37 protein-coding genes are annotated in these 26,737 nt (G+C 62.3%); 13 read left to right on the forward strand and 24 right to left on the reverse strand.

Annotated features, from left to right (window positions below; genetic code table 11):
• The 3 genes from F0311_RS01720 to F0311_RS01730 form a co-directional block, all read left to right on the forward strand.
• Positions 1–127, forward strand: a 127-nt coding sequence (locus F0311_RS01720) for an L-serine ammonia-lyase, iron-sulfur-dependent, subunit alpha (RefSeq protein ID WP_150460242.1), incomplete at its 5' end; no start/stop codon positions are given.
• A complete protein-coding gene (locus F0311_RS01725; protein WP_150460243.1) occupies positions 121–654 on the forward strand; it encodes a GNAT family N-acetyltransferase in 534 nt (177 codons plus the stop codon). The genes F0311_RS01720 and F0311_RS01725, both read left to right, overlap by 7 nt.
• Positions 655–663: 9 nt before the next feature.
• Complete coding sequence (locus tag F0311_RS01730) at positions 664–1,347, forward strand: hypothetical protein (protein WP_150460244.1); 684 nt, start codon at positions 664–666, stop codon at positions 1,345–1,347.
• Here F0311_RS01730 and F0311_RS01735 read toward each other — a convergent pair.
• Complete coding sequence (locus F0311_RS01735; protein ID WP_223881066.1) at positions 1,315–1,551, reverse strand: HigA family addiction module antitoxin; 237 nt, start codon at positions 1,549–1,551, stop codon at positions 1,315–1,317. The genes F0311_RS01730 and F0311_RS01735 overlap by 33 nt on opposite strands.
• A 392-nt stretch (positions 1,552–1,943) precedes the next feature.
• Between F0311_RS01735 and F0311_RS01745 the strand changes: the two genes are divergently transcribed.
• Positions 1,944–2,672: a class I SAM-dependent methyltransferase gene (locus tag F0311_RS01745; RefSeq protein WP_150460246.1), complete on the forward strand. Its 729-nt coding sequence runs from the start codon at positions 1,944–1,946 to the stop codon at positions 2,670–2,672.
• A 113-nt stretch (positions 2,673–2,785) separates the two neighbouring features.
• Here F0311_RS01745 and F0311_RS01750 read toward each other — a convergent pair whose 3' ends face one another.
• The gene (locus F0311_RS01750; RefSeq protein WP_150460247.1) at positions 2,786–3,208 is read right to left on the reverse strand and encodes a PIN domain-containing protein; all 423 of its coding nucleotides are present in this window, start codon (positions 3,206–3,208) and stop codon (positions 2,786–2,788) included.
• Entirely contained in the window at positions 3,208–3,447 is a 240-nt protein-coding gene (locus tag F0311_RS01755; RefSeq protein ID WP_150460248.1) for an AbrB/MazE/SpoVT family DNA-binding domain-containing protein, read from the reverse strand. Before F0311_RS01755 ends, F0311_RS01750 begins: the two co-directional genes overlap by 1 nt.
• Positions 3,448–3,674: 227 nt before the next feature.
• Here F0311_RS01755 and F0311_RS01760 point away from each other — a divergent pair, with 227 nt between their 5' ends.
• From F0311_RS01760 to F0311_RS01765, 3 genes are all read left to right on the forward strand, one after another.
• Positions 3,675–4,475: a class I SAM-dependent methyltransferase gene (locus tag F0311_RS01760; protein WP_150460249.1), complete on the forward strand. Its 801-nt coding sequence runs from the start codon at positions 3,675–3,677 to the stop codon at positions 4,473–4,475.
• A gap of 80 nt (positions 4,476–4,555) precedes the next feature.
• Positions 4,556–4,696, forward strand: a complete 141-nt coding sequence (locus F0311_RS17885; RefSeq protein ID WP_191089693.1) for a hypothetical protein — start codon at positions 4,556–4,558, stop codon at positions 4,694–4,696.
• Positions 4,696–5,115, forward strand: a complete 420-nt coding sequence (locus F0311_RS01765; RefSeq protein WP_150460250.1) for a hypothetical protein — start codon at positions 4,696–4,698, stop codon at positions 5,113–5,115. The genes F0311_RS17885 and F0311_RS01765 overlap by 1 nt, the downstream gene beginning before the upstream one ends.
• A gap of 155 nt (positions 5,116–5,270) precedes the next feature.
• Here the strand turns inward: F0311_RS01765 and F0311_RS01770 are convergent, their stop codons facing one another.
• Positions 5,271–5,738, reverse strand: a complete 468-nt coding sequence (locus F0311_RS01770; RefSeq protein WP_191089680.1) for a DUF3995 domain-containing protein — start codon at positions 5,736–5,738, stop codon at positions 5,271–5,273.
• Positions 5,739–5,776: 38 nt separating this feature from the next.
• Positions 5,777–6,142 (reverse strand): hypothetical protein, encoded by a 366-nt coding sequence (locus F0311_RS01775; RefSeq protein ID WP_191089681.1) that lies wholly within the window; start codon positions 6,140–6,142, stop codon positions 5,777–5,779.
• Positions 6,143–6,376: 234 nt separating this feature from the next.
• On the opposite strand from F0311_RS01775, the gene F0311_RS01780 reads away from it, so the two are divergent.
• Entirely contained in the window at positions 6,377–6,898 is a 522-nt protein-coding gene (locus F0311_RS01780; RefSeq protein WP_150460253.1) for a hypothetical protein, read from the forward strand.
• A 95-nt stretch (positions 6,899–6,993) separates the two neighbouring features.
• On the opposite strand, the gene F0311_RS01785 is transcribed toward F0311_RS01780, so the two are convergent.
• The 3 genes from F0311_RS01785 to F0311_RS01795 form a co-directional block, all read right to left on the reverse strand.
• Positions 6,994–7,548 carry a dihydrofolate reductase family protein gene (locus F0311_RS01785; protein WP_150460254.1) on the reverse strand — a complete coding sequence of 185 codons (555 nt, stop codon included), beginning with the start codon at positions 7,546–7,548 and terminating at the stop codon, positions 6,994–6,996.
• A 274-nt stretch (positions 7,549–7,822) separates the two neighbouring features.
• Positions 7,823–8,401: a 2-phosphosulfolactate phosphatase gene (locus tag F0311_RS01790; RefSeq protein WP_317982455.1), complete on the reverse strand. Its 579-nt coding sequence runs from the start codon at positions 8,399–8,401 to the stop codon at positions 7,823–7,825.
• Between the two features lie 207 nt (positions 8,402–8,608).
• Positions 8,609–9,097: an SgcJ/EcaC family oxidoreductase gene (locus F0311_RS01795; protein ID WP_223881067.1), complete on the reverse strand. Its 489-nt coding sequence runs from the start codon at positions 9,095–9,097 to the stop codon at positions 8,609–8,611.
• Positions 9,098–9,214: 117 nt separating this feature from the next.
• On the opposite strand from F0311_RS01795, the gene F0311_RS01800 reads away from it, so the two are divergent.
• Positions 9,215–10,198, forward strand: coding sequence for an NAD-dependent epimerase/dehydratase family protein (locus F0311_RS01800; RefSeq protein ID WP_150460255.1), 984 nt, complete (start codon positions 9,215–9,217; stop codon positions 10,196–10,198).
• 147 nt (positions 10,199–10,345) lie between these two features.
• On the opposite strand, the gene F0311_RS18890 is transcribed toward F0311_RS01800, so the two are convergent.
• The 16 genes from F0311_RS18890 to ku all read right to left on the reverse strand — a co-directional run bounded on the left by F0311_RS18890 (position 10,346) and on the right by ku (position 22,487).
• Positions 10,346–10,708, reverse strand: coding sequence for a nuclear transport factor 2 family protein (locus F0311_RS18890; protein WP_150460256.1), 363 nt, complete (start codon positions 10,706–10,708; stop codon positions 10,346–10,348).
• Positions 10,709–10,870: 162 nt separating this feature from the next.
• A complete protein-coding gene (locus F0311_RS01810; protein WP_150460257.1) occupies positions 10,871–11,176 on the reverse strand; it encodes a hypothetical protein in 306 nt (101 codons plus the stop codon).
• Positions 11,177–11,394: 218 nt separating this feature from the next.
• Positions 11,395–11,649: a nucleotidyltransferase domain-containing protein gene (locus tag F0311_RS18895; protein ID WP_150460258.1), complete on the reverse strand. Its 255-nt coding sequence runs from the start codon at positions 11,647–11,649 to the stop codon at positions 11,395–11,397.
• Between the two features lie 6 nt (positions 11,650–11,655).
• Entirely contained in the window at positions 11,656–12,066 is a 411-nt protein-coding gene (locus F0311_RS01825; protein WP_150460259.1) for a type II toxin-antitoxin system VapC family toxin, read from the reverse strand.
• Positions 12,063–12,344, reverse strand: a complete 282-nt coding sequence (locus F0311_RS01830) for a type II toxin-antitoxin system Phd/YefM family antitoxin (RefSeq protein WP_150460260.1) — start codon at positions 12,342–12,344, stop codon at positions 12,063–12,065. Before F0311_RS01830 ends, F0311_RS01825 begins: the two co-directional genes overlap by 4 nt.
• Positions 12,345–12,710: 366 nt before the next feature.
• A complete protein-coding gene (locus F0311_RS01840) occupies positions 12,711–13,028 on the reverse strand; it encodes a HigA family addiction module antitoxin (RefSeq protein WP_150460326.1) in 318 nt (105 codons plus the stop codon).
• Positions 13,003–13,284, reverse strand: coding sequence for a type II toxin-antitoxin system RelE/ParE family toxin (locus tag F0311_RS01845; protein ID WP_150460261.1), 282 nt, complete (start codon positions 13,282–13,284; stop codon positions 13,003–13,005). The genes F0311_RS01840 and F0311_RS01845 overlap by 26 nt, the downstream gene beginning before the upstream one ends.
• Positions 13,285–13,317: 33 nt before the next feature.
• Positions 13,318–14,397 carry a redox-regulated ATPase YchF gene (gene ychF, locus F0311_RS01850; RefSeq protein WP_150460262.1) on the reverse strand — a complete coding sequence of 360 codons (1,080 nt, stop codon included), beginning with the start codon at positions 14,395–14,397 and terminating at the stop codon, positions 13,318–13,320.
• Positions 14,398–14,536: 139 nt separating this feature from the next.
• Positions 14,537–16,501 carry a BCCT family transporter gene (locus F0311_RS01855; RefSeq protein ID WP_150460263.1) on the reverse strand — a complete coding sequence of 655 codons (1,965 nt, stop codon included), beginning with the start codon at positions 16,499–16,501 and terminating at the stop codon, positions 14,537–14,539.
• 140 nt (positions 16,502–16,641) lie between these two features.
• Positions 16,642–17,256, reverse strand: coding sequence for a response regulator transcription factor (locus tag F0311_RS01860; protein WP_150460264.1), 615 nt, complete (start codon positions 17,254–17,256; stop codon positions 16,642–16,644).
• The gene (locus tag F0311_RS01865; RefSeq protein WP_150460265.1) at positions 17,253–18,407 is read right to left on the reverse strand and encodes a sensor histidine kinase; all 1,155 of its coding nucleotides are present in this window, start codon (positions 18,405–18,407) and stop codon (positions 17,253–17,255) included. Before F0311_RS01865 ends, F0311_RS01860 begins: the two co-directional genes overlap by 4 nt.
• A 38-nt stretch (positions 18,408–18,445) precedes the next feature.
• Complete coding sequence (locus F0311_RS01870; protein WP_150460266.1) at positions 18,446–19,216, reverse strand: ABC transporter permease; 771 nt, start codon at positions 19,214–19,216, stop codon at positions 18,446–18,448.
• Complete coding sequence (locus F0311_RS01875) at positions 19,213–20,169, reverse strand: ABC transporter ATP-binding protein (RefSeq protein ID WP_150460267.1); 957 nt, start codon at positions 20,167–20,169, stop codon at positions 19,213–19,215. The genes F0311_RS01870 and F0311_RS01875 overlap by 4 nt, the downstream gene beginning before the upstream one ends.
• A gap of 185 nt (positions 20,170–20,354) precedes the next feature.
• Positions 20,355–21,122: a histidine phosphatase family protein gene (locus F0311_RS01880; protein WP_150460268.1), complete on the reverse strand. Its 768-nt coding sequence runs from the start codon at positions 21,120–21,122 to the stop codon at positions 20,355–20,357.
• A 67-nt stretch (positions 21,123–21,189) separates the two neighbouring features.
• The gene (locus tag F0311_RS01885) at positions 21,190–21,534 is read right to left on the reverse strand and encodes a hypothetical protein (protein ID WP_150460269.1); all 345 of its coding nucleotides are present in this window, start codon (positions 21,532–21,534) and stop codon (positions 21,190–21,192) included.
• Positions 21,535–21,659: 125 nt separating this feature from the next.
• Complete coding sequence (gene ku / locus F0311_RS01890) at positions 21,660–22,487, reverse strand: non-homologous end joining protein Ku (protein WP_150460270.1); 828 nt, start codon at positions 22,485–22,487, stop codon at positions 21,660–21,662.
• 105 nt (positions 22,488–22,592) lie between these two features.
• Between ku and F0311_RS01895 the strand changes: the two genes are divergently transcribed.
• From F0311_RS01895 to F0311_RS01910, 4 genes are read left to right on the forward strand one after another with little or no spacing between them, the layout of a single operon-like run.
• Positions 22,593–25,130, forward strand: coding sequence for an ATP-dependent DNA ligase (locus tag F0311_RS01895; RefSeq protein ID WP_150460327.1), 2,538 nt, complete (start codon positions 22,593–22,595; stop codon positions 25,128–25,130).
• On the forward strand, positions 25,123–25,983 hold the full coding sequence (locus F0311_RS01900) for an alpha/beta fold hydrolase (protein WP_317982520.1): 861 nt from the start codon (positions 25,123–25,125) through the stop codon (positions 25,981–25,983). Before F0311_RS01895 ends, F0311_RS01900 begins: the two co-directional genes overlap by 8 nt.
• 58 nt (positions 25,984–26,041) lie before the next feature.
• Positions 26,042–26,515, forward strand: coding sequence for a DUF2975 domain-containing protein (locus F0311_RS01905; protein WP_150460272.1), 474 nt, complete (start codon positions 26,042–26,044; stop codon positions 26,513–26,515).
• Positions 26,515–26,736: a helix-turn-helix domain-containing protein gene (locus F0311_RS01910; protein WP_150460273.1), complete on the forward strand. Its 222-nt coding sequence runs from the start codon at positions 26,515–26,517 to the stop codon at positions 26,734–26,736. The genes F0311_RS01905 and F0311_RS01910 overlap by 1 nt, the downstream gene beginning before the upstream one ends.
• Position 26,737: the final 1 nt, after the last annotated feature.

Here is a 26,737-nt window from a genome sequence, read left to right on the forward strand (position 1 = left end):
TGATGGTGAACACCGGGTCAGCCTAGATGAAGTCATCACCACTATGCGCCAGACCGGCAAAGACATGTCCCATAAATACAAAGAAACCGCCCTAGGCGGCCTAGCCGTCAACGTCATCGAATGCTAAGCGGTGCCTACCTGCGCCCGCTGACACCAGCGGATGCCGCAGATGTGCTGGCTGGGTTTCAGGCCGACCCGGAGATGATCAGGCAGGGCGATGTGACCGATCTGGACTCTGCTGGCAAATACATCGAGTTCCTCACCGACTCGGAGCAGGGCAATCACGGGTTCGCCATAGTGGTGGAGTCCAGGTGCGGCGGCGTCGTCGGGATCAATGGTGCCTCACAGCACCGGCTGGGTTGGTTCTTCTACTGGATGCACCCGGAGTTTCGAGGCCAGGGCCTGACTGCTCGGGCGGCGGCCTCTGTGGCGAACTGGGCGTTGACCAATGGCGGGTTTGAGCGTCTGGAGCTGGGCCACCGGGTGAACAATCCTGCCTCCGGCGCAGTGGCACAGGCGGCAGGGTTCATCCATGAGGGGACCGAGCGGGCGAAGTTCTTGGTCAAGGGCGAGCGCGTGGATGTGCGCACCTACGGCAGGTTGAGCACTGACCCGGCGCCGGACACCGAGCCGCTCCCCCTCTCTTCAAGGTAGAATAGATTCATGGCCGCTCCACTGCTCCCTGAGTCCGCTCTGACCGCCAGCCTGCTCTACGCTGTGGGCCACAATTATGAACCTGACGTGGAGGGCTCTCAGCTGCCGGACGAGATGGTCGAGGAGATCACCGGCCTGTTGGAGGACCAGGGCACCCCGGAGCTGGTGCCTGAGGTGCTGGCCGGTATCCGTGCGGGTCAGCAGCGGCTTGAGCAGGAGCCTGCTGCAACTGTCTCCGCGAACGTGTACACCCAGCTTCGCAAGAAGTTCATCGCCGAACACGGTATCGAGTCCAGCAAGGGCAGACGGGTTTGGCCGGTAGGCACTATTACCCTGCTGAAGCGGGCGGGCGGCTCCTGGAACCAAGCCCTGGAGGCTGCAGGACTGGCTACCAGCAGTCAGCAGCGCCCGAAAGGTTTTGGCGTGGCGACCTTCACACCGGAGCAGTTCGACATCGCCATCGAGGACTATAAGAACGACGCTAAAGAGGCTGGGTTCGCCACCAAGTACGACAACTACTTGGACTGGCGGAAGTATCAGCTCAGCAGAGGCCGCACGAACCTGCCCTCTGGTCCCGCAGTCCGTAACCACTACGGCAGCTGGAGTAAGGCGATCGGCGGCAGAGTCAGCGCCGGACTGCGCGAGTTTGTGCCTCCACCCTCAGACAAGTACTTCTACCGCGACGGCGCCTGAACACGGCCGATCGAAAGCCGATCCAGTATCTTCCAGCCGCAAAGCCAGCTCCGGGTTGATCCGGGCACGCCCGTTGACCACCCGGCTCAAAGCGACCCTTGAGACACCGAGACGCTCAGCAGCGTCTTTCACACTGAGCCCTAGTTCTTCAAGCACATCCTCGCGGATGACTTCCCCAGGGTGAGCGGGGTTCAGCATCGCCATCAGGGCTCCTCCTTTCAATGAGAATCCTCAATAATCGACCAGTTCGACGTCGTCACCCACAAACTCGAAAGTAACTCGCCAGTTGCCACTGATCGAAATTGACCAGCGGCCTCGCTGGTCCGCAGTGAGCTGGGCGATCTTCCGATACTCCTGGTCATAAGAAACGAACCGAAGCGGTCCTGCAGGCTCTACAGCAGCGGTCGGACGGCAGTAGAATCTGCTACATGAGGTGTGGAGCCGGTGCACACGATAGGTTCATCCCCACCAAGGCCTGCGCATGACCGGCAAACACCAGGAGGTCTCCTTCAGCGACTCGCGCAAAAATGATCCAGCGAAACTGCGCACGCTGCTGAGACAGCCCGTAACCGCAGCAACGACCAGAGAGGCCTCCCATGAGTGAGACGCATGCCGCCCAGCTCTACGACGCCGTCAACAGCTGGGGGCCAGACGACCAGTTTTTCCTAGACTTCGCCACCAAGCACGGCAACTCCCGAATTCTGGATCTCGGCTGCGGCACTGGGCGCATTACGGTAGCCATCGCTCAGACTGGCTGCTCCATCACAGGAGTTGACCCACATCAGCCCTCCATCGCAGCCGCGCAGGCAAAGCCGGGCGCAGACCGAGTGGAGTGGGTAGTCGGTGATTCCCGAGCTATCCCCTCTGATTCCCAGTTCGACGCCGCCATCATGTCTTCCAACGTGGTTCAGGCGATTCTCGACGACGCCGAGCTTGCCCGGACTTTTCAGGACATCTCAGCCCGTCTTCGGCCAGGCGGTCGTCTGGCGTTTGATTCCCGCGATCCACGGGCACGCGGATGGGAACGTTGGACAAAAGAACGCAGCCACAAGATCATCGAGCTTCCTGAGGGAAAAAGCCAGCACTGGTACCAGACCACAGCCGTTGATGAGGTCAACGGTATGGTCGATTTCTGCGCTCACGAGGTGGATGCTGAGGGCCGGGAACAGGTGGGGTGCGACCGCATCCGATTTCGCCATGAGGAGCATTTGCGGTCCATGCTTATCAACGCTGGCTTCCTCATTGATGAAATCTTCGGCGGGTTCCAGGGAGAACCTGTCGGCGAAGGCATCGGCTCCCTCGTTGTCACAGCGCGCCGCGGCTGACTTCCCAGTCAGGAGACCTGCGCTCTCTCGTCTCCAACAACATATTCCAGAGCGAGACCTCCATCGACCCTGCGGGCTCGCACCACATCAGCAGAACAGCGGAGCGACTGATCTCAGACCTCAGACACTAGTTCGGTTCGGACTCCGAGGACGTCGTAGGTGGCTTTTGCCCGTGCATCGCGGGTGGCCAAGACAGCGTTGTTCTCCTGTGCGGCCAGAGCCACCAGACCGTCATAGACAGCTCCGCCAAGAACACCGGTATCAGCAAACTTTCGGTGCACTGACACCGCTAGCTCCGGCGACAAGGTGAGCATGCCTGCAAAGTTGTCGTCCAGCAGCGCCTGGGCATCCTTTGCGGCGACCCGCGCGTCCCCGGGCAACCGGGTGAGCACAGCATATGTCTCGGCAAGAGCATGGCCACCCAGATGCAGCACCTTGTCCTGAGCCCAGGACCGGACGGCGCGATGAGCCTCATGGGAGGCAACAAGCAGCGGTACCGCAACACTGGTATCCACTGCCAGCAACGGCGAGGGCATCAGCGACGTCCGGCGTCCAGCAGAGCGTACAGCACATCGTCGTTGACCTGCGTCTCCCCTCGGGAGACGAGACGTCCATCAGCATCGCGTTCTATCCGTGCCGTACGCCCTCCAGGGGTGAGCTGCACTCCGGCACCGTAGCGAGAAACGTCTACCTTACTGCCCGGTGCCAGCCCAAGCGCCTCACGCAGCGCCTTGGGCAACAGCAGGCGTCCTCCTGAGTCAATGGTCGCTTCCATGGGATTAGGTTACCATTTCGGTCCCATTCTTGATTGGAATCCTCTACGTATCGTGCATGCGTGGTGGAACACCGTCGCCCAGTCAAGACTGCCACCTTTGATCTCGTCAAGAGTATGGTTGCCATATGGCAACCGCAGTCACGCACATGCGTCAGGGTAAGAGTCTTCTGGGTTCTCTGGAATACCGAGCCCGAGCCTCCGGCAGCCGCTGCGTCGCATAGGCCACCATGAGACCAGCCGACCAGAGGTCCATTGATGAGCGGATTCAGACCTATTACGGAGAGACCTTCGATGAGGGTGCTCGGCTAACCTCACGGTCAGCCCAGGGGCCACTAGAGTTCCGACGAACCCAGGAGCTGATCCGCGAGCACACTTCATGTGGCCGTCTGGTCGACATCGGCGGAGGCACTGGGGTACACGCGAAAGCACTCCAAGATGACGGATACGACGTACATCTGATCGAACCGGTACAACGGCACGTAGACGCAGCGCGAGAGGCCGGTCTCGAAGCAACTTTGGGCGATGCGCGAGACCTCCCAGTCACCAGCGGGACGTTTGATGTCGCACTTCTCCTGGGCCCTCTTTATCACTTGGCCTCTGCCACTGACCGCCGCCTGTCACTCACAGAGGCCCACCGTGCACTAAAGCCCGGCGGCATGCTGTTTGCTGCCGCACTGTCACGCAATATTGCTTTCGCAAGCTTGTCGCTGGCACAGGAAATTCCTGCCCAGATGCCGGATGACTGGGCCGCGCTGCTTATCACAGGCACACCGAGCCCGCGCCTCAGGTTTCCGGCTGGGCACTACCACACTGCGGAAGAACTTTACGAGGAGATATCTCAGGCCGGATTCGAGGTTCACGACGTTCACGGAGTCGAAGGACCAGCGGGCCCACTGCTGGAGATGGCCAACGATACTGACGATGAACTGCTGGAGGCTGCTCTAACGATTGCCCGCGCCGCATCCACGGTTCCGGGCATTCGCGACCAAAGTTCGCATCTGATCGCCCTTGCCCGCCGTCCTCTTTGAACGCAACCGCTGAGAACCAATCCGGCTTGAAGAGTCGAGGTCCGGTTCCCACCGCAAAACTCTCATTACAGGAGCACAAGATGATCCAGACAACACCCTTGCGAGGATTGGCCCTCACCGCCTCTGTGATCGACCCTTTCGGCAACATCTTGGGCCTGATTCAAAGTCCGCACCATATGGAAACATTCGCCAACCTGCTCCCTTCGGAAGGTAGTGAGTGATGCGGCTGGTCTCGGAGAAGATGGGGATACAGGCCGGGACTCGTGCCCACATCATCGGAGCCACACCTGAAGCGATAAACGCACTGGCCCTGCCTCCGCTGGCTCTGACGGAAAAACTCCAGGGCCACTACTCCTACTTGCATCTGTTCGTCACGAGGACCGAACAGATGGAGGCGCATTTCCCTATTCTTAGAGATCATCTGTCGAGGGGCGGAATGCTGTGGATCTCATGGCCCAAGGGCAAGCAACTGGGAACCGATCTCACTCTGCCCGAGGTGATCCGCATCGGCTATAACCATGGACTCGTTGAGAGCAAGACACTAGCGGTCAACGCCACCTGGTCAGCCATCAAATTCACCCACCCTCGACCAGGACAGCAATACAACAACAGCTACGGCACACTTCCCTCGGTCACATGACCCCCTAAGCTCCGCCTCGCCCATTCCGAGGACCACCACGGACGATTCCCAGACGCGTCACCAGAAGGCGCCACACACCCCGCTAGCGACCCCAGCACCTCTGTCATGCCCGAGCCCTTCGCGATCGGGGCACTGTTGCTTCAGGTAAGTCGGTTTCACCGCCTGAGGTGGAGTCGCGAGAACGCCAGAGCCGCAGTCAGAGCAAGACCCCATAGTGCGAAGTGCGGACCCCAGATCAAGGCATGGCCGATCATGGCATCACGGTCTGTGACCTCTGAGTCGATCCATCCGGCAAGCACACTTATCCCGGCTGCTGAGTTGGCTCCGCCATAGAGAATCAGGGCCGGTCCGCCGATCCAGCTGAGGAGTCGCCAGTAGCGTCGGCCAGGAATTCTTCCTGTCTGGGCCAGGAGGGGAGTCCAGGCAGCTGTCAGCTTGAGCGCACCGATCATAAACAGTCCGGCAAAGGTGCCGAACGACCCATTTTGTGTTGCCTCGACCGCCCATTGGCCCACGGTTTCCAACAGCCACTTTCCCCCAAAGGCCCAGTAGATGCTCGAGGCTGCGTGAAGGGTCCCGAGAATCGCGGCAGCCCAAAAGGCGATGGCAGCTCCCCGCGGCATAGGATGACGCGCACTACCGGGAGCTTCGAGCCTGGCTTTCATCTCTTCCCCTTGTCGACACAAGAATCTCTAGATGACGGTAGAAGACCGGCAACGAGTGCGTCGATGGCCTCATCGGTTGTGGACTCGGGCATCAACGGGGTGGTGAGGCGGTCGAGGATCAGCCCGTCGATTGCGTAGTGGAACAGGGCGATCTCTTCCGGACCGCCAGGCAGTCCGGCCGCGGCGTTGAAGGCAACATCAGCGGTGAATGCCCTATGCCGCCAGTCGGCAATCAGCATAGCTATTTCGGGGCGTCTGCTGCTCTCCAGGCGGAGTTCTATCAGGGCCAGGGCTACCTCTCGGTTCTGCGTCAGGCCCCGGACGATGTCTCGCAGACATTCAAGTCGCAGGTCCGCGCCCATTCATCTGAATCAGGCACAGAGAGCTCCGCTCAACCGACTTCTACTCCCCCTATCATCGTGCTCATGTGGAGAGGGCCACCTCCTCAGAAGCTTGGGCGACGGACTCTGCTAAGGTCACCTAAAAGCCCCTCCCGCGATTGCCGCAGACCGCGTAGGCTTGCCCGTATGGAACGGTGGGAAGCCTTCACAATAAACGGCGTTAGGGTCGGCGGTCTCTGGCGCGAATACCTCGACATGACCCTGACAACCCGCATCGCGTTCCCGTTGGAAGGCGACAAAGAGGTCTTTCGGACCGAATCGGTCATCCGGTTCCAGGACGACGGTGAATCCTGGCAGCACTACGCCTACCGTCAGGAACCTGGAGCAGCCGAGGCCAGCAGTGTGCGCACCGAAGATGGGTTCGGGGAGAACACGTTACCCAGCTACGGCGAGTATCTGCTCCTGATGGACGTGATCGGCTCCGGTGCTGCCTCCGAACAGTATTGGCGGATCCAAGACAGCGACCCCTCCGCTAAGCCCTCGCAGGCTGAAGTCCGAGCGGCCGGCATTGAGAACGTGGAGCTCCCCGACGGGCCGCAGGATTGCCGTCGCTACGACATCCTCGAAGCCGGGGCTCGCGTCGGGTCCCACTGGGCAACCGCCGCCGGCCTGGTCCGCAGCGATTGGAACGGCCCCGTCTCGTTCCACCAGTCCAAAGAAGTCGTGCTGGGGGGCCTCGACCCGACGATCTCCGAGTTCCTCGTCAGCGGCTTCTGACTTCCGCGAGGTGGTCACGGAGCCCGCCCACGACGACGTCGTGGCCAAACAGTGAGTAGCCCGCTTCTCGGGACATCCACTCTCGCCGTCCTTCGTCAGGAGGTCGCAATGGACCGGACGCGGTAGCGCATATGCGCCTCAGCAGCGAAGGCAGCGGTGTCGACCCGTTCGAGATGGATGCGCCTGTCCAAGCCTGTGAACAGCGAGACGCCGTCGCCGAGCAGGATGGGAACGACGTGCAGCTGAATCTCGTCGACCACCCCCAGCGCCAGGCATTGCCTCGCGATGCTGCCGCCCAAGAGACTCACCGATCTATCTCCGGCCGCCTGCTTGGCCAACTCGACCGTCCGACTAATGTCGTCGACGACGAAGGTGTAGGTGACCCCGTCCTTCTCGATTGGTTTGTGAGCGCTGCGAGTCATGAGGTAGACCGGCACCCGCAGGTTGCCTCCATACGGAGCCTCTCCGTCCTCGATCGTCTGTGCCTTGTTCGCGCCCCCGACCACTGCGCCGATCTCGTCCATGACCTTTCCGACGAGCTCCTCGTCCTCGGGGGCGACGGAGAAACCGGACATCCAGCCAGTCCCACCGGCCCTGTCGGCCATGAATCCATCGAGCGACACCGTCGCGTGGATGATCACCTGTGCCATTGTCCGACCCTTTCGTTTGAGGTGAGTCAAGTGACAGGGCGGCCGCGACGCCTCCGTGTGATTTCAACTGTGCGATCGACTACTTCAAGACCCAGATGTCAGATCAAAACTCGACTGCACGTTGAAGCGGAAACGCCACCGAGCTTGAATGCTGAGGTTCAAGCTCTCGGACTAATCCTGCATATGCAGCACAGCGCAGCCACTCTGCACAGCACGTCCGCCGCCCATCAGTTGTCCAAGTCTGCGTAGGCAGCAAGTCCGGCTTAGCGGTCCGCTAGGGATCGAACCGTCTCGATGAGTTGACGAACCCATCACCAACAAGCACCGGGACCACGTCGGTGGAATCCAACACAGAGGCCACCTCAACATCAGCCCCAAATCCTTTACTGAGGAGCTCCCGACCTCCAGCACTGTCTCGTACGCGCTCACGCAGCGACTCCCGGGAGCCTTGGAACATGTCGAGGGCAGCGCCTGCTTCCGGGCTCATGGCGAATCTTCCTCGGTCAGCGATGGCGGAGAGAATGGCCCCGGCGCCGAGGTGGTCTTCGAGCGCGGGGCGCAATGAGTCGTCGTCGGCCCATCGCTCACCTGCCGCGATGACCGACACGGAATCGCCTCGCCTAAGCTGGGGAATGAGCCACTCAGCAACAGCGCCCGCATTACGCAGACAACCTGCTGCGACTCTCGAACCTGAGCTCTTCAAGGCGAAGGAAATCGTCGATCCATTAGGAGATGGCAGCACTAAGCGCGGTACTGGGGTGCACGTCGAAAGAGCGGCTGGTGACAAAGACGGCGCGGCAACCGCTCCTCTTTGACACGCTTCAAGACGCCCCACCGCAAAGGACTGCATCATGCTCGCAGGCGAACTGATGCGCTCGAGTTCCTCTCCATGGATACGGGTAGACCTTTATTCCCCGCTCTGCACTGATACATACCGATGTGGAGAAACTCAGCACATCGACGACCACCGCCGCCTCCGCCGCAACAGCTTGTGCGCCAGCAAGTCCCCATTCGAAGCGGATGGGGTACTCGCTCTGGCCGAACACCTCTGTCCCACTACTCATGACAGCTGAGAAGGGTCTATACGCTGGTAGCTGGCCGGGGCCAGGCCATCACCGCCGGCGATATGGGTCTCTGCTCCAGGCACCCGGTCTGTGTTGTGGGCAGAGACCGCCAACCATCCGGCGTCGTCCTTCTGCAGCACGAAGCTGAAGACGCCCCTCCGCTCCCCCGGTTCACCGCTCCCTTGTGAGCTCTGCCCGACCAACGTCCATTCGATATGCACCACGGCGGCTGACTCGCCCAGCCGGCGCAGCTTGGTCCGCTGAACCCTCATCTCCGAGTTGGCGAAGATCTTCCGGAAACCGTAGTCGTGGGCCTGGCGGATGCGACCCCGGTCCTCCCACCACAGTCCGACAACGTTGACGAAGTCCGCATCCTCGGCGAACAGTGCCGCCAAGGCTGCAGCATCGGCGCGGTTCCAAGCTTGGATGAACCGATCCGCGATCTCTTCCGGCTCCTTCATAGGGCGCAGGGCATCTGAGGTCACTTCATCAGTCTGGCACAGCCCATCGACCAACACTCCAGCAAGCAATAAGTCACCGCTGAAACTACGCCGCCAGAGAAAAGCCGACAACCTTGACATGCGGCCGGGTTGACTGGCCCCATGAAGATACTGGTTCTCGGTGGAACGGCATGGCTCTCACGCCTGATCGCAGAAACTGCTAGGGACGCTGGCCACGAGATCACATGTGCTGCACGAGGCCTCAGCGGCGACTCTGCTCAGGGAGTGCCGTTCATCCAGTGGGACCGAAGCCAGAAGGTTCCCCCTGAGATCACGTCTGCCTACTGGGACGTCGTCGTGGATGTCTCCGGGAACCCCGGTCAGGTACAACGTGCTGTCGAAGCAATAGGAGAAGCGCACTGGATTTTCATCTCGACGATCAGTGTCTACGCCGACCACTCCCGGCCGCAGGGGCGACCAACGACGACGCCACTGCTACAAGCTGATGACAGGGAGGGTCCGCCCGAAAGCGGCGAGATGTATGGCGCGATGAAGATCGCCTGTGAGGAGATCCTCGAACAGAACGCTACGCACAGCACGGTGCTCCGCCCAGGGCTGATCGTCGGCCCCGGAGACCCCACTGGGCGATTTACCTACTGGCCCTTGCGTATTCACGAGGCCGCCCAGGGTGACCAGTCTTTCATCGCGCCTTCTCCGGAAACCACACCTCTCCAGTGGATCGACGTGCGTGACCTCGCCGAATGGACAGTGCAGCTCGCCGAGTCCAGCACACCAGGTATTTTCGACGCCGTCGGGCCGCCAATCGCCCGAGAAGCGTTCATCTCGCAGCTGGCAATGCTGCATTCACCAGCCCCCTCTCCGCTGTGGGTATCGGCCGAAAAGCTGGTCGGACTCGACGTCCGTCCGTGGATGGGCCCGCGATCCATCCCGCTGTGGGCCCCCTGGCAAGGGTGGGAACACCTGATGAACAGGGATCATCGGCCTGCTGCACAGACCGGGCTGCGCACTCGCTCGCTGAAAGAGACAGCTCTGCAGACTCGTTCATGGGCTGAGAACATCACAGATGCTGCAACAGGACTACGCCGAGCGGAGGAACTCGATCTACTCAAGGCGCTAGCGATCTGATCATTCGCAGTAACCTGCATGGTCTCAACGCTCGTCTCACTGATGGGGATCGTCTCCACCCACAAGTGGAGGCCGCTAGCTGCACATTGAACCTGAGCAAGACAAGGTTCGTCATACGAGATTCAGCGTCTTTTTTGCGCATCAGCGTCAGCGCACAGGAGTTCCTTGGTGGAAGACCATAACTGGCCCACCTGGTGCCGTTCGCCAGAGCGACGAGCGACGACTCCGGCGCTCACCGAGTTCCAAATAGTAAGTGAGCAGAACAAACCCTGGGGCTAGCTCGACAGCTTGCTGCTCATCAAGGACTGGGACGATTTCGTTCGGTGGCTCTGAGGTGACCGCGTTCAAAATCTCATCACGGGACCAGTGTTTGCCTGACTGACCGATCTCGTGAAACTCGAAAGCTAACAGCGCTCCCACCGCCTGACGGTCGCAACGCACCTTCGGATCCAGCAGGCGGCGTTCACCTTCCCAAGCTGCCTCAACCGAAAGTTGCCACTCCGAACCCATGCTGCTTAACGCTGCTTCCTCGCGCGGTCTGCCAGCTCTGTCAAGGACATACCCCTAGTGTGCGCCGCACTACTGACCCCACCGAGGAATCCACGCCCACACCTTTCAGAGCTCGCCCACTGGGCCGTCGTGGCGGGGCATGCGGCGTCTGAGGTCACGCCCTCAGTCTGGCACAGGATCGGTGAACGAGACTGGCTTGCCTGCAGTCTTGGCGTAGGCAATCTCTCTACCGGTGGACTCGCCGATGTACCCGCCCGGGTTGACCACGAGAACGCGGTCGGCAAGATCGATCTTGCGCAGATGGAGGGCGCCCAGCACTCTCTTCTGCTGCTCTGCAATCCCCTCGTCTGCTTCACCAGGGGCAAGCACGATGGCACCGACGAGGCTCAGATCGCGGTTGGCCGCAAGCATCTGGTCCGCGAACCGAATGGAGCCGCAGATACAGACAATCTCAGGTCGGTCAGGCATAGTGCGCTCCTTCGCTCGGCCGGGAAACCCTCACAATCTTCCGGGCTACTCGTCTCTCCGACCCCGGATGGTTCATTGTGCTCCCTCCAGCGCCCGCGTGGGCAGGTCGATCCAGTAGCGACGTTTGGCAGGTCCTTCAGGCGAGGTGACGATATCCTCCAGGACTCCGCCGCAGCGTTCGATCGTGGTGATCGAGCCTAGGTTGTCATGGTCACAGGTCAGCAGTACTCGCTGGACGCCCAGTTCACCGCACACCTCAAGCGCAGCCCATAGACGAAAGCCTCCACGAGCTGACCCTCGTACGTGGTGGTTTCCACGAATGACGTTGACGACCATTCATCGGGAAGCACAATCAGGATGTCGAGGTCCGACGACGCGGTTGCTCCTCCGGAAGCCGCGCTACCTCCAAGAAACGCCGCGCGCCCCTGTGGAAAGTTGACCCCCACGAACGATCGCGCGCTGCGTAGAGTCACTTTTCCTCAAGAAGCTCTCTCCGCGCCGGGAGCGATCACGTCGAGTCCAGCAGTCCTCGCCGCCTCACCAAGCCGGTGATCGTAGGTAAGGACGGCTTCAACATCAAGGCGCATCGCCGCCTCCAGATGCAGGGCGTCGAGGGTACGCAGATACGGCATCGGCAAGAACCCGGCGGACCGATACGTGGCCCTGTCAAGCGCCGCGAGCGACACGCCGTCGAGAATCGCGCTGACTTTCGACTGATCACGCCCCTCCCTCACGGCCATACGACGCAGCTCAGTCTCAAGCAAATCACTTGAGACAAACCTGCCATGCGCCTGATCAAGCCAGTCCACAAGCGCCTGAGTCTCGGCCTGGGCCACCAGGAGCGCTCCGAGCGCTGAAGTGTCGGCATAGACGAGCGGAACGTCCTTCACACTCGATCCTCTCGCAACTCATCGAGAATCTGGCCCATCGGACGATCACCCTCGGACTGCTGAGGCTTCAGCGCCGCCCAGCCACCGATACGCTTGGCCGGCCGGGCGATGGGCAACGTGGGGGCTGGAGCATCGAGAGGGACGATGCGACCGACGGCGATTCCGCGGTTGGTCAGCACAAAGGAATGCCCCTCGCCGACCGCGCGAAGCACGCGTCCAGACTCGTTGCGCAACTCGCGCTGCGAAAGGTTCTCAACCTGCGGCTCACCCATACTCATGCCGCAATCGTAGCACCCGCGCTACACGTTGAACTTGAACTCCACCGAATTCCAGCACGGAAAACCATCTAGAGCCAGGCGCGACCCCATCCGAGCGGGCTCCCGGTTCAGTTTCAATGTGGGTGGAGCGGCTACAGAGGCGCTCTCATCGCGAGCCGCTGGGCTTGCGCAAACCCCTCCCGCTCATACATTCGCCGTCCCGCTCCTGTGGCCATCAGCTCGGCGCGCTCCACACCCCGTCGCACGAGCCCACTCCATGACGGCCGCGAAAGGTCTGCCGCCAAATCCTGAGCCGCGATACTGACAGAACGTGCACACGTTGCTGATCACCACATCGCGCCCCGCCTTCGCCCGCGGTCGTGTCACTCATACAGCAGACAAGGGCTTGATGGCGTCGACCGAGCCGAATTTCCTGCGCTCGGTACGCAGTTCATAGTTCGACTGAAGGTTCATCCAGAACTCCTCCGATGTCCCAAAGTACCGTGCAAGACGGATCGCGGTATCAGCCGTGATACTCCGCTTGCCGTGCACGATCTCGTTGATCCGACGCGGCGGCACGCCGATCGACACGGCCAGCTTGTTCTGTGTGATCCCGAACCCTTCGATGAAGTCCTCCATCAGGATCTCCCCCGGGTGGATCGGCTCGATCAGGTCACTCTCAGTGGTAGTCGACGAGTTCGACATCTTCCGCACCTCCATCTCTCCAGACGAAGCAGATACGCCATTGGGCATTCACGCGAATACTGTGCTGCCCACGACGGTCACCGACCAGCCGCTCCAGACGGTTCCCCGGTGGGATTCGGAGATCCTCAACATCCTTCGCTGCATGGATCAGCTCAAGCTTCCGCAGGGTTGCCCGCTGCACCGTCCGGTCGATGCGCTTGGCGTACTGCTCATGCCAGATACGCTCGGTGTCCTTGCTGCCGAACGATCTGATCACGCGACCAGTGTATAACGCACAGCGTCAATAACGCTAGACGTTAAACCTGAACTCGACCACGTCGCCGTCGCGCATGATGTAGTCCTTGCCCTCCAGGCGGACCTTTCCGGCGGCCTTGGCCTTGTTCATGGAGCCGGCGGCCACCAGGTCCTCGAAGCTGACGACCTCGGCCTTGATGAAGCCGCGCTGGAAGTCGGTGTGGATTACTCCGGCTGCCTCGGGCGCCGTGGCCCCCTGCGGGATGGTCCACGCACGAGCCTCCTTGGGCCCGGCAGTCAGATAGGTCTGCAGGCCCAGGGTCTGGAAGCCCACCCGGGCCAGCTGGTCAAGTCCGGACTCCTCCAGGCCGTTGAGTTCGAGCATCTCACGGGCTTCCTCCTCGGAGAGCTCTACCAGCTCGGACTCCATCTTCGCGTCCAGGAACACCGCCTGGGCCGGGGCGACGAGTGCTGCCAACTCAGCCTGTCGCTCCGAGGAGGCCAGCACGGCGTCGTCAGCGTTGAATACATAGATCTGCGGCTTAGCGGTGAGCAGGTTCAGCCCGGCCAGCTGCTCCATATCAAGGGACGACGCCGCGGTGAAGACCGTATCGCCCTCCTCCAGTACCTTCTGGGCGGCCACATAGGCATCCAAAGTAGCCTTATCCGCCTTCTTGCCGGTGACCTGCTTCTCCAGCTTGGGGATGGCGTTCTCCAAGGTCTGCATATCAGCCAGGATCAGCTCAGTGTTGATGGTCTCGCGGTCTGAGGCCGGGTCCACCTTCCCATCCACGTGGACTACATTCTCGTCCTCGAAGACCCGGACCACCTGGGCGATGGCATGAGCCTCTCGGATATTGGCGAGGAACTGGTTGCCCAGCCCCTCGCCCTCGGAGGCGCCCTTGACGATGCCGGCGATGTCCACAAAGGAGACCGTGGCCGGGATGATCTTGGCCGAGCCGAAAATCTCAGCCAGCTTGCCCAACCGCTCGTCGGGGAGGTTCACCACCCCGACATTGGGTTCAATAGTGGCGAACGGGTAGTTCGCCGCCAGGATCGTCTGTCGGGTCAGTGCGTTGAAGAGGGTCGACTTGCCCACATTGGGCAGCCCCACGATGCCAATAGTCAGTGCCACGGGAGTACAGCCTACCGTGGCACTGACTCCTTTAGGCGTGAAGGGCCGCGCAAGCGGGCCGAGAGGCGAGCGCGACATGCCCGCGCCGCCGGGACCAGCACTGTGCCACGGGAGTACAGCCTGCCGTGGCACTGACTGCCTACCGCACCGGACCGCTGTCGGCACCCGGCTCCGCGCCGGCGACCTGGCTGAACTCTCCGGTAGCAGGGTCCCAGCCGTCCTCCCATTCACCGGTGTCGAAATCAAAGCCCACCGGATCTCCGTTCTCATCGGTGCGCTGATACCACTCGGTGTACTCAGGGTGGGCTGAGTCAGTGTCTCCGCCTGCGCCCTGACCAGGCTCAGTCTCGACCACTTTGAAGGCGAAATCATCGCCGAAACGGTCCACACCCTCGACTACGGCGTTGCTCACCGCAACGTTGGCGTACTTGTGCCGCAGAGTGTAGGGATCGGTGCGCAGTTCCTTGAACCATGCCAGGATGATCAGCAGCATCACCAAGGTGAAGGGCGCTGCGGCGATGATCACCAGCATCTGCATGCCGTCCAGCGCTCCGGCATCGCCCAGCAGCAGCATGACACCGGCAATGCCGGTGATCACCAGACCCCAGAACACCACTACCTGCCAGCGCGGGTTCTGTCCGCCGCGGGAGGAGAGCATTCCCATCACCGTGGAGGCGGAGTCCAATGCGGTGACCACGAAAACTCCAAGCACCAGGATGGTCACCAACGGCATCCAGTCGGCCACCAGAGGAATATTCGCCACGATGGTGAAGAACACCTCAGCAGCCGGCATATCTGGGTCGAAGCCCTCATAGCCTTCCCGGTACATGTACATGGAGGTGCCGCCGAGCACCCCGAAGGTGACAAACAGCAGCACCGAGGGCACCAGGATCACGCCGAGCAGGAACTCGCGGATGCTGCGCCCGCGGGAAATACGGGCAATGAAGATGCCTACGAAGGGCGACCAGGAGATCCACCAGGCCCAGTAGTAGACGGTCCACCAGGACTGGAACTCCTGGGTGTCCTCGCCCCAGGAGGCGGAGCGTCCCATCAGCTCGAAGAGCGAGCCGATGTACTCGATGACAGCGGAGGGCACCATATTGGTCAGGAACAGGGTGGGGCCCAGGATGAAGATGATGCCCACCAGGCCAATGGTCAGCACAATGTTGATATTCGACAGGTACCGGATACCTCGGGAGATGCCGGAGACCGCGGAGACGATGAACCCGATGGTCAGCACGGCCATGATGATGATCAGTGCGGTATTTGTCAGTTCCGAGGCTCCGGAGACGATAGTCACGCCCTGCCCCACCTGCTGGGTGGCGATGCCCACGGTGGCGGCAGTGCCGAACAGGGTGGCGATGATCGCGAAGATGTCCACCATTTGCCCGGCCAGTCCCTCAGTGTGGCGTCTGCCGAAGAGTGTGCGGAAGATCGAGGACATCAGCAGCACCCGGCCGCGCCGGTAGGCGGCGTAGGCCACCGCTCCGCCCACCAGGGCGTACATAGCCCAGGCGTGGAAGCCCCAGTGGAAGAAGGTCTGCGCCATGGCATGGTGCATGGCCTCAGTGGTCTCAGCCTCATGGGTGTGCGGCGGAGGGTAGGCGTAGTAGCTCAACGGCTCGGAGGGACCGAAGAACAGCACTCCGATGCCCAAGCCGGCGGCGAAGAGCATGGAGATCCAGGCGAAGGTAGAGAACTCAGGTCGCTCCCCGTCTTTGCCCAGCGGAATCCTGCCGTATTTGGAAAAAGCGATGGCCAGCAGTGCAAACAGGATCACCGCGGCGCTGACGTTGAACAACCAGGAGAGGTTGTAGGTCACCCAGGTGAAGGCGATATCTGCACTGCTCGCCAGGGTGTCCGGACTGGCCACACCCCAGGCGATGAAGGCCACGGTAAGCAGCCCAGCCACAACGAGCACCACTTTGTCGACGCTGTATCGACGCCGCTGCTCGTCCACACCGATACCAGGCACCAGTGCGGGGTGAATGTCATGGGGGTATTTGGGGCGGCGGTAGTCCAATGTGCCGAACGCCTCACCGGCCTGTCTGCTGACCCGTCGCGCCTCGTCGGCGATCTTACTCTTGGGCTGATCCTCAGCCATGGGAGTACTCCTCTTGTTCTGTTATGGATCCTCGTCAGGTGAGCTACCCGCTGCGGGCACGAGCACATACGGTAGCCGCGGTGTGTGACACGGATGTAAACATGACCTGGCGGCGTGCAAGCACGCGGCTCAGGTGCCTTCTAGAGCCAACCGTTATCACTGGCCTGTCGGGCGGCGTCGTGCCGGTTCTCAGCCCCAGTCTTCCCAATGGCTGCCGAGAGATGGTTGCGGACCGTGCCCGCTGAGAGGTGCAGCTGAGCTGCTATCGCCTTGATGGATCCGCCATCAGCCGCAGCCCGGAGCATCTGCCGCTCACGCTCGGTGAGCGGGTTGAGCCCGGAGGCCAAGGAGTCCGCAGCCAGGGCTGGATCCACCACACGCTGACCTGCAGCAACCCTGCGAACCATAGCGGCCAACTGCTCTGCAGGAGTGTCTTTGACCACGAACCCAGCTGCGCCGGCATCCATAGCCCGGCGCAGATACCCAGGACGACCGAAGGTGGTCACGATCAGGCACCGGGTGCCCAGCCCAACCCCTGCAGCCTGCCGTACTGCTTCGATTCCGTCGATGCCTGGCATCTCGATATCCACCAGGGCCACATCGGGGGTGTGCTGGCGCAGAGCGGCCAGGACCTCATCGCCTCGGCCCACCTCCGCCACCACTTCAATATCCGGCTCCAGGCTCAACAGGGCGGAGAGCCCACCACGTACCAGGTCCTGGTCATCAGCCAGCAGCAGACGGATGAGGTCACTCATGACAGCCTCACCTCAATCTGAGTGCCGGGCCGCTCAGGACTTGTGCCCGCCAACTCGGGATATGCACGGCCGACGACGACGCCGGCACCTACCGTCTTTGCCCGCTCACGCAGTCCGCGCAGCCCGTTGCCCTCACGGGTCTGGCCGACACCCACACCGTCATCGGCTACCCGCATCCGGTCTGTAGTGATGTTGATCTGGCAGCGGGTTGCATCAGAGTGCCGCACCACATTGGTCACTGCCTCGCGCAGCGCCCAGGCCAGAACTGGCGGCCCACTCATGTCCAGCTGGGAACTGACCTCCGGGGTGATCCCAGCAGACTCCAGGGTTGAGCGAGCGACCTCAATCTCATCGGGCAGCTCCGGGGTCTTCAGTCTGCTCACGGTGGCCCGGACCTCTTCCAGGGACTGGCGGGAAAGTCGTTCGATCTCCTCCAGCTCGTACCGGGCACGGTCCGGATCCGACTCAATGAGCCGCCGGGCCAACTGAGCCTTGACGGTCAGCACCGTCAGCGAGTGGCCGAGCACATCATGAACATCCCGGGCGATGTGGTCACGCTCTTCGGCCTGGCGCAGCTCCTCAGCCCGCCGACGGTCGTTCTCTTCATGGTACTCGGTGATCCGGATAGCAATGATGAACAGCATGGCCATCCCCGGGCCGCCGAGGATCCAGAAGCTGCTTCCTCCGGCAAGAATGAAGGCAGTGACGCTGGGCAGAGCCCAGATCAGCACACCGATGGGGATACCGACGGCGGGGCGACGCGTGTAGATCACCAGTGTTGCGATGAACGGGGTGAAAGCTGTGACCCATGGGCCGGCGGCGGGGATACTCAAAGCACCGAGAACTGCCAAGAGGGTAACTCCGGTGATCAGTTCCCCGTTTGTCGGGATACGGTGCTCCAGCGTGGAGTCGAAACCCCGCCAGCTCAGCCACAGATAGGCCGCGCCGAAGAGCAGAACGCCGGCAAAGCCCAAGAGTTGCCAGCCCAGCGCCGCACCTTCGGTGAGAATCCCGATCACCGGCACGGCAAGGAAGACGATCCACATCCCCGCGTACAGGAAGCCTGCGTTGAACCTTATGCCCGAGCGCTGCACACGCTCGCAGGCCAGGTCCCCCGTATCGGCCCTCCCGGCGGTTCCCATGGTGCTCATCCTCTCACCATCCTCTGACCAAACCTCCTGCGAGTCTCCTAACGCCGTGCTGTGCTGCGGCGGCGCAGCAGGTAGCAGCCGACGGCGAAGACCGCGGACCACACCGCCACATTCAGCAGGATCATCCACAGCGGGTCGGTACCGATAATTCCGTCACCGGAGGTGGGGATCTCACCCTCGTTAAGCGGATAGCGGGCCAGAGCAGTGACCCCGTACATGGGGGTGAACCGCCCGATATCCAGCAGAATCCCGTCCAGCGGGAAGAAGTTATTGCCCATGAAACCCAGGATCACCAGCACCCCGGAGGCCGCACCCACAGCGGCATCAGAGCGGAAGGCCAACCCGGCCAGCAATCCGTAGAGGGCGAACGGCAGGCTGGCAACAACGGTCAGCGCGGCAGTGGCGAACCATCTGCTGGTATCCATCTCGGTCACGGTGAACAGACCCACCAGATTGATCACCAGCACCGGCAGGATGGCCATCCCTAGGGCGATGACCGACTTGGCCAGGATGAACACCGAATGCGGCATAGCGGTCAGCGCCAACTGCCTGCCCCAACCCTGCTGCAGCTCCACGGCGGCGGAACCGGCCAGCGAGGTGGTGGCGGTGGCCGCGCCGTAGACCGCAATGCCCACCAGAGTGTGCGCGCTGACATTGCCGTGGCCGGAGGGCAGCGGGAACTCGTTCCAGTCGGTGCTGACCCCGAAGATCAGAAACAGCACCGCGGGCAGCACAATGATGAAGAAACTGTTGGCGAAGTTCCGCAGATTCCGCCAGAAGTCCATAAGAATGTATGTGCTCAGGCTCATCGGGTGGGCTCCTTGTCAGTCTGGGCAGCGGTGAGCTGCATGAATGCTTCCTCCAGGCTTGCCGGGCGCACGGTGATCCCGTGGGCCTCGGTCTGGGTGAGCAGGTGCCGGGCCAGCTCATCGGCATGGTCGGTGCGGAAGGTGATGGTGGATCCGCGCACCTCGTGATGGAGCACATGCGGCAGCCGTTGGATGTCAGAGGGCGACGCCGCCCAGGTCACCGTCACATGGGCCGCCCCGGCCTGCTGCCGCACCTCGTCGGTGGGGCCGTCGGCGATCACTGTGCCGCTGTGCATCAGCACAGTGCGGCGGGCGAACTGCTCGGCCTCCTCCAGGTAGTGGGTGGCAAAGAGGATAGTGGTCCCGGTGGCTGCGGTGTCACGCATCCGGTCCCAGAACTCGTGCCGGGCGGCCACATCCATGCCAGCGGTGGGCTCATCCAGAATGATCAGTTCAGGCTGGGGCAGTAGGGCCAAGGCGAACCGCAGGCGCTGCTGCTGGCCTCCGGAGCACTTTCCCACTGTGCGGCTGGCGATGCTGTGGAGACCGGCGGTGGCCATCACCTCATCCACCGGGAGATGGTTCTTGTGCAGGGCGGCGATGATCTGCACGGTCTCTTTGACGGTGAGGTCCAGCAGCAGGCCACCGGTCTGGAGGAGCGCGCCGACTTTTCCGGCCTGGGCGGCTTTCTTGGGCGTGGTGCCGAGCACCTCAATGCTGCCGGACTCGGGGTGGTTGAGCCCCAGGATCATATCGATCAGGGTGGTCTTGCCGGCACCGTTGGGACCGAGGATCGCGGTGACCTCACCCTTTGCGAAGCTCAGGTTCACGCTGTCCACGGCACGAACCCGGCCGCCGTCTCCGGACGGGAAGGTGCGGATGACCTCACGGACGGTGACGGCCGGTGCTGCGTCGTCGTACTCTGCTCTGGATTCCGTTCTCTGTGTGTTCATACCTCCAGCATCCTGGCAGGAGGCATGCGGTGCCTAGAGCAGGTGTCACGAGTTCTCTATGACAAATGTCAGTTCCTCAGTACAGATGATGTGCCAGAATCCCTGGAATATCTCCGTCTCGGCGCCTCATACCGCGGATTTCAACACACCATATGCAGGGCCATGAGGTCAGGCCGGCCGGGGGATCAGCCGATGGCCGCAGTCTCTGAGGCGGCGGGGTTGAGCAGCTCCGGGGAGAGGTTGAGCAGGCGCAACCGAGCGCTGTGCTGAATCTGCTCATCAGTCAGCGCGGCAATCCGGCGAGACTCCTCGTGCTCATCAGTGTCTGCGTCCAGTCCGGCCCGTGGCAGGGTGGAGGAGACCGGCCCGGCCACCAGCGGGATCTCCACGATAGTGGTGGAGCAGTTGGTCAGCGGAACCCACCAGCGCCGGTCCACCAGGCCCAGGGACTCCAGCAGCAGGCGCAGGGAGGTGCCGTGGGAGACCACCACCGTGGTGCGCACCTCGAAGCCCAGATCGGCCGAGGGCGTAGCCGCGATCTGCGCAGTAGCGCGGACGATCTCGAAGAAAGCCCGCCGCATCCGCTGCGTGACCTCCGCATTGGTCTCCGCCCCTGCCGGGAGGAACCTCCCTGCACGCATGGCGGTGAACTTCTCCGGGAACCTGTCCACCAGTTGGGCACCGTACTCGCCCTCCCATTCGCCGAAGCCGATCTCGCACAGCTCATCCCAGACGGTGGGTTCAAACCCCAGCCCGAACTGCTCACAGGTCTGCTGGGTACGCACCAGGGTGGAGACATGAGCCTGCTGAGGATATTGGGCACGAATCAGACGGCCGGAAATCCGAGCCTGCTGCACCCCGGCCTCTGAGAGCGGAATATCGGTACGGCCCTGCATGCGACCCTGAGCATTCCACGGTGTCTCCCCGTGCCGGACCAGCAGTACTCGGATCATTCCACTCCCCCTTCGGCTCTGCTCAACATTCGTCAACCACCCTATGCCAAGACAGAGCGCGAGCAGCTCAGGAGTCGTCCACTGCGGCGCCGGCCAGCTGTTCGAAGACTTCCTCAATCACCTCAGCAAACTGGACAGCGCGTTCCTCCCCTGAGGGAGAATCCTGACCGCGTGCGGACTCCCCTGCCTCCGTCTGCTCCTGAGCCCAGCTGTGGGCATCCAGCCCTGGGGCGTCGTCGTCCTCCTCTACGCTCTGCTCCTCGACACTGTTCTCCACCATGTTCTGCTCCACCTCAGCAGGATGCTTGGTCTCCACCTGCGGCTCGTCACTGCCGCATGCGGCCAACAACCCCAGCAGCCAGGCGCCGCTGAAGATTGCCAGGGATCTCCTGTGCGTATCCCAGGTGGTCATATGCATTCTCCGTCCGTTCAGTCTGCCAGTCTGCGTATCCAAGTTTCGTAGAAAAGCTAAGCCAGCACTCTGCATAGCCTCGGGACTGCTGCTGAAAGCTCTCTGGGAGAATAGGTCCTGAACGTTCAGGCAGACTTCTTCTGGCTGCCTGCGGAGGCAGATTTCCCGGAGCTCTTACGCCGCTGGTCCACGGACTCCTTCAGCGCCTGCATGAGATCCACCACATTTCCGCCGTCTTGATCGTCCTCCGCCGCACCGAAGGTGGCCTCGGTGTCGATCTCCTCGCCGTGCTCCAGCTTCTCCTCGATGAGGGTCTGCAGCTGATCCTGATACTCATCGGCAAACCGCCCAGGATCAAAGTCCTCGCTGTAGGACTCCACCAGGCTGGCCGCCATCTCCTGTTCCTTCTGGGAGACCCGCGAACTGGGGATCTGAAACTCGGGTTCGCGCAGCTCATCAGCCCAGCGCAGGCCCTGAAGCACAATCACCTCATCGCGGACCCGCAGCACGCCCAGCCGGGTCTTGGAGCGCAGAGTGAAGGTCACCACAGCCACCCGTTCGGCCTCCTCAAGGGTGCGGCGCAGCAGCACATAAGACTTGGCGGATCTACCGGCTGGCTCCAGGTAGTAGGACTTGTCCAGCACCATGGAGTCGATCTGGGCTGAAGGCACGAACTGCTCCACCGAGATCTCCTTGGACTCATCTGCCGGCAGGTCCTGAAGCTCGTCCTTGGTGATGATCACTGAGGTTTCGCCGTCATCATAGGCACGGTCGATGTTCTTGTAGTCGATGACCTTCTCGCAGACCTGGCAGCGGCGCTGGTAGCGGATGCGCCCGCCGTCGGCGTCGTGAACCTGGTGCAGGCTGACATCGTGGCTTGTGGTGGCTGAGTAGAGCTTTACCGGCACTGAGACCAGCCCAAAGCTGACCTCCCCGGACCATATGGCGCGCATTATTCCCTCCTGTGGAGCCTGCTGTCAGGGCAGTTTCAGGTGAGCATCTCATGCTGATCTGCAGGTTCAGCGAGAAGATGGTGAACATGGCCTTGGAGGTTCATGATGGCGCGCAGCCAGCAGACGGTGACCGTGGCGAACCGACAGCTGAGGCTGACCAATCTGGACAAGGTGCTCTACCCGGAGTCGGGGACCACCAAGGCTGAGGTGATCGAATACCTCCAAACTGTGGCACCGGCCATGCTGCCCCATCTGCGGGGCCGGCCGGTGACCCGCAAGCGCTGGCCTGATGGTCCGGGCACTGAAGATGCTCCCCAGGAGGCCTTCTTCCGGAAGAATCTTGAGGACTCCGCCCCGGACTGGGTGCCCCGGCTGGGCCTGCAGCATGCCGACCATGTGAACATCTATCCGCTGGCTCAGGATGCCGCGGTGCTGGCCTGGTTCGGGCAGGTGGCGGCACTGGAACTGCATGTGCCGCAGTGGAGATTTGATCACCACGTGGCCCTCTTCCTGCCTGCCGAGCATAAGGGTGCGGCACCAGTCGCCAGCCGAGAGAATCCTGATCGGCTGGTGCTGGACTTGGATCCGGGGCCGGGCACAGAGCTGTCCGACTGCGCCCAGGTGGCTCACTGGTGCCGGGAGGTGCTCGACGAGATGGGCCTGCCGAGTATCCCGGTGACCTCCGGGTCCAAGGGCATACACCTCTATGCAGCCCTGGACGGCAGCTACACCTCAGAACAGGTCTCCAAAGTGGCTAAGGAGCTGGCCCGTGCCCTGGAGGAGGATCACTCTGATCAGGTGGTCAGCCGGATGAGGAAGTCCGCCCGGCAGGGCAAGGTGTTCATCGACTGGTCGCAGAACAGTGCGAGCAAGACTACGGTGGCCCCGTACTCCCTGCGTGGGCGCTCCCAGCCGTGGGTGGCCGCACCGCGCGGTTGGGAGGAGCTGGCGGATCCGAACCTGGGACAGCTTGACTTCCGCGAAGTGATGGACCGACTGGCAGATGGTCTTGACCCGCTGAGAGGTTTCGGTAACGCCCGAGTGAGCCGAGCGAAGACCCCAGCTCGCTCGGAGTCCTCCGAGGCGACTGATGAGCGTGAGCCCGCCAGCGCGAACGACGCCGCCCCCACCTCGGCTTCCGACGCCTTGAGCAGGTACCGGTCGATGCGTGATGCTGCGAAGACCCCTGAGCCGGTGCCGGAGGCCTCCCCCAGCACCCGGGACGGGGTGCCGATCTTTGTGATTCAGGAGCACCATGCCTCCCGGCTGCACTATGACACCCGTCTGGAGCGCAACGGTGTGCTGGTCTCCTGGGCGGTGCCGAAGGGGCCGCCGCTGCGGCAGGGTGCTCAGCGGCTCGCGGTGCAGACCGAGGACCATCCCCTGGAGTACGCGGAGTTCGAGGGCACCATCCCTCAAGGCGAATATGGCGCCGGGGAGGTGAGCATCTGGGACAGCGGCACCGTGGAGATCGAAAGGTGGGAGAAGGGCAAGATCGTCTGCCTGCTGGAGGGACAGCCCGGAGGCGGACTCGGCGGAAAGCCCCGCCGATATGCCCTGGTCCAGACTGACCAGGACAGCAGGGACTGGCTGATCCGACTGACCAGGAACCAGCCGAAGAAGACCGATGCCGGGCCGCCTGAGTCCCCTATGCGGAAGGTTGCCGCGGACTCAGACCAGGCTCGCTCGGATGAAGGAAGCTCGGTCCCGCTGCCAGACCCACTCCCCGCCCCTATGCTCGCCGTCTTGGGCGAGCCCAGGGACATTCGCGGGGAAGGCTGGGTGTTCGAGGCCAAATGGGACGGGTACCGGATGATCGCTGCGGTGGATTCGGCGGGCGTGGAGCTGCGCAGCCGCAGCGGCAAGGCCTACACCAAGGTGTTTCCGGAGCTGGTCGAACTCGCTGAGCTAGTGCCACGGGGCACTGTGCTCGACGGCGAGGTGGTGGCGCTGAACTCTCAGCACCGGCCCGACTTCGGCCGGCTCCAGCAGCGCGGACGGCTGACCAAGAAGCGGGAGATCGAACGTGCCGCTGAACACAGCGCGGTGCAGTACATGGTCTTCGATGTGCTGCACACCGCTGAACTCGGCGATCTCACTCAGCTGCCCTACAGCGAGCGCCGTGAGGTTCTGTCCAGCCTGGTCAGCTCTGGGAAGCAGGTGCAGGTTCCGGAGAACCTCGGCGGAGACCTGGGCCAGGCGATGGAGGTCAGTGCGGAGCTGAAGCTTGAGGGAATTCTGGCCAAGCGCGCAGACAGCCGGTACCAAGCTGGCCGTCGTTCCGAGGACTGGGTCAAGATCAAGCACGAGGACCATGCCGATGTGGTGGTACTCGGGTACCGGCGGGGCAAGGGCAGCCGGGCCAGAACCTTCGGCTCGTTGCTGCTCGGTGTGCCGGGTGAGAACGGCGCTCTGCGCTATGCCGGCCGGGTGGGCACCGGCTTCAGCGACACAGATCTCACCGAACTGCGCCGTCAGCTGGATAAACTGGTGCGCAAGACCCCGCCGGCCGACAGCGTCCCCCGCGAGGACTCCTCCGACGCCACTTGGGTGACTCCCAGGCTCCAGGCCGAGGTCCGGCATTCCGGCATCACCCGTGATGGCCGTCTCCGTCATCCCATCTGGCGTCGGCTCCTTGAGTGAGGCCCTATCATGGGCAGAGCTGAACAGCCGGAATCTCACAGAGCAGCAGAAGGGGCAGGACGTGGCGGAATCGTTCTCCATCCATACCCAGACCGTAGGAGAGGGGGGCGAGGTCGTCGTTTTTCTTCCTGGTCTCTTCGGGCAGGGCAAGAACTTCTCCCAGATCGCCAAGTGGCTGGCGCCGAAATTCCAGTCGGTTCTGGCGGATCTGCCCAATCACGGGGCCTCAGGCTGGACGGAATCGTTTGACTACACCCAGCAGGCGGATCTTGTGGCTGATGCGCTGCGGGCCGGTGCCGCCGTCGAGGGTCCGGTGAACCTGGTAGGGCATTCTATGGGCGGCAAGGTGGCGATGGCGCTGGCATTGCGGCACCCTGAGCTGGTGCGCCGCCTGGCAGTGGTGGACATCTCCCCTGCATCCCGAGAGTCCATGGACGAGTTCGAGCACCTGTTGGACAGCCTGCTTCAGCTGCCCCTGGAGGAAATTGCCTCCCGCAGCGAGGCCGATGAGCGGCTGCGTGGGCCGATCCCAGAGAATATGGTCCGCGGATTCCTGCTCCAGTCCCTGACTCGCAGCGGGGATGAGTTCCGCTGGCGGCCCAACCTGAAGCTGCTGCGCGAGTCGCTCCCGGTGATCGGCGGGTTCCCGGATTTCAGCGGTAAACAGTTTGAAGGGCCGGTGCTGTGGGTCGCCGGGGCGGATTCTGACTATGTGAGTGAGGCTCACGCTCCTGCCATGCGTCAGCTCTTCCCCCGGGTCACCCTGACTACGGTGAAGAACGCCGGACACTGGGTGCATGCCGAGCAGCCCCAGGTCTTCACCGAGGCTCTCCAACACTTCCTGACCCGTTAGCCCTCAAGGATTCTAGAAATATATTGACTATCGATAGTTTTCTAGCGAAAATCGATATATGACAATTCAGCCGTGGGTCGTATGGGGCCTGAGACTTCTGCTCATTCTGCTGTTCGTGGGCCTGGCCGGTGTCATCGCACTGGTGCCGGATGAAGCCCGCTGGCAGGCCCAGGCCTTCCCCGAGCAGGCGCACTGGGAAATGCCTTTCACCATCATCGCCATCTTCTGGATCCTCTGCCTGCAGGCAGTGCTGCTCTGCACCTGGATGCTGCTGAACCTGGTCAACTCCGACCGGATATTCACCCGGGCGGCCCTGCCCTGGGTGAACACGATCCTGGTGTCGATCGCGGTGGTGTGGGTGAGCGTGGGCGGCGTCGGACTCTTCCTGGAGCTGGACCAGCCGACCATTCTGAGCCTCTACGCCGTGGCCGGGCTACTGGTGGTCACCGTGGTGGGTCTGCTGATGATCGTAATGCGCGCCCTGCTGATCCAGGCCACCACGCTGCGGGCCGAAATGGAAGCAGTGATCTGATGGCCATCCAAGTCACCCTGGACGTCATGCTGGCCCGGCGCGGCATGAGCGTGGGCGAGTTTGCCGAAGCTGTGGACCTCTCCCCCGCCAATGTCGCGGTGCTGAAGAACGGGCGGGCCAAAGCGGTGCGTTTCTCCACCCTGGAGGCGATCTGCCGAGTCCTGGAATGCCAGCCCGGGGACATCCTCGCCTATAGGCCCGAGAACGCCCATCATCTCTGAG

It is taken from the genome of Nesterenkonia ebinurensis, from assembly GCF_008711175.1.
In the GTDB taxonomy this organism is placed as follows: Bacteria; Actinomycetota; Actinomycetes; order Actinomycetales; family Micrococcaceae; genus Nesterenkonia; species Nesterenkonia ebinurensis.